We start from the raw sequence: 1,770 nt of genomic DNA, 5'->3' as shown, positions 1-1,770 counted from the left end.
TAACTCTATACCTAAAGTAGAATAAGCTTTGTCTTTTTGTAGGATTGTTTGTAAAGTATAAGTAGAGGGGGTAGAATCTTTAGATTCTAAATTGGCTTGTATTGCAAGAGAATCTTGGTTAGGGTTTAAATGATTGTTAATGCTTAGATTGTTGGAATCTGTATTCATATTAGCATTAAAATGATTGATATTTGTATGGTTGTTTGTATGATTGGGATTATTGAAATCTTGGTTTATATCATTAAAAGAATTATTTGAATGATTCTTTAAATGATTGTTTGCATTATTAGAATCTTGGTTTATCTCTTCTAAATAGAATCTATAATTGCTTAAAGTCATTAAAGTTTCTTTTAAATCCCCTTGTTCTCTTTGAATGAATAATTTAGAATGAGGATTAGGATTAAAAGAATTAAACTCTTCTGTATTGGCAAAGCAATAATAAAGATTGTTTGCTTTAGATTCTAAAGTCTCTTCTTGTTCTTGTAATTCCAAAGAAGTCGTTGTTGCTAAAGAAGTAATACTTGGTTTATTTTCTTCTTGTTCTTCATACAAGAATAATTCACATTGGTCATTTGGTTTGGTAGAATCTGATGAGGGATTATTAAGCAGAGAGCAATCAATGGTATTGCAAATATTGTTCAGATTTGGTTGAATACAACAAGAGTTAGTTCTGCTCGGCATATCGCCCTTTTCTTAGTATCATATCTTCATATTCTTTGGCATTATACATATTAAGACATGCTACAAAATACCATTTTGTGGGGTATATCTCTGGGTGTTTAAACTTCGGCATATACTTGTTAATGTTGGCTTTAATAAAACTAAGAAATCTTTCTTTATCGTCTGGATCGCTTACATCTATGGAGCTAAAAGCCAATTCTGCTTGCTCTATTTCTTCTGGTAAATTTTGATTTTTATAAAACTCCTTTACACAAAGGCTAAACCCAAGATTCTTTCTACTGACTAAAATATGTTTTTCCCATTCTGGATTATTAGAAAAATCAACTGCAAAGATAAAAGTGTTTAAAATCAACATCATAAATCCTCTCTTCATAAATCTCCTTTTTATTTAATTACAATTCCCAAAAATAAAGCTCTTTGACAATGCAATTCGATTGTATTAAATAATTGGAATTATCCAAAAATTCTTTTTCTTCCCCATCCCATAGTGTAATATGTCCTGTGGCATTGCTCCAACCGCTAATCATCATTGCTACTACTCCATTTTTATTGAATTTTGAAAATTCATTATTATAAAAATTGATATTATCTTGTTCTGTTTGCATTATCTTAGGGTTGTAGGGTTCATCAGCATCCCCCCAAACCTCTTGCAGTTGGAATAACTTAATCATAAAATTAACTCCTGTTAAATAATTGTGATTATCCTCACCTTGAAGTATTGTAGCCTTTTCAAAGCCATGCGGTCTTTTTGTTTTATTTCTTGAAATATAGTTTTCAAGTGGCATTCCACCATAATTAAGTGCGTAACTCACCCTAAAAGCACAAGTGTTAATATAGGCATTAGAATCTCTATTAAATTCACGCAATGCCTGTCCCCCTACTTTTTCATACCTTTTTTGTGCTTGAATCAATTCTGCTACACGATATGTTTCTATATTATGTAATTCTGATTCCTCTAGCACTTCATAATATTCTTTTTTGCCCACTGCATTTATCTCCCTATATGCCTTACTTACATTACTCCAACTTGGTCTTTTACACTTTATACTTGCACTTGCAGTGCCACAAGTAGCTCTCCATTCTGTCATT

At 31.1% G+C, this 1,770-nt stretch carries 3 protein-coding genes; all 3 read right to left on the bottom strand.

The features are described 5' to 3' along the window. Positions 1–681, bottom strand: a 681-nt coding sequence (locus tag LS69_RS09990; RefSeq protein ID WP_202978672.1) for a hypothetical protein, incomplete at its 3' end; no start/stop codon positions are given. Then, the gene (locus tag LS69_RS09985) at positions 665–1,054 is read right to left on the bottom strand and encodes a hypothetical protein (protein WP_138124678.1); all 390 of its coding nucleotides are present in this window, start codon (positions 1,052–1,054) and stop codon (positions 665–667) included. The genes LS69_RS09990 and LS69_RS09985, both read right to left, overlap by 17 nt. Before the next feature lie 19 nt (positions 1,055–1,073). Continuing rightward, a partial coding sequence (locus LS69_RS09980) for a type VI secretion system amidase effector protein Tae4 (RefSeq protein WP_138124675.1) occupies positions 1,074–1,770 on the bottom strand: 697 nt, incomplete at its 5' end.

This window comes from Helicobacter sp. MIT 05-5294, assembly GCF_000765675.1.
Lineage (GTDB): Bacteria > Campylobacterota > Campylobacteria > Campylobacterales > Helicobacteraceae > Helicobacter_D.
The sequence above is the reverse complement of the archived record's forward strand: the minus strand, read 5'-3'. Positions and strand labels throughout refer to the sequence as shown.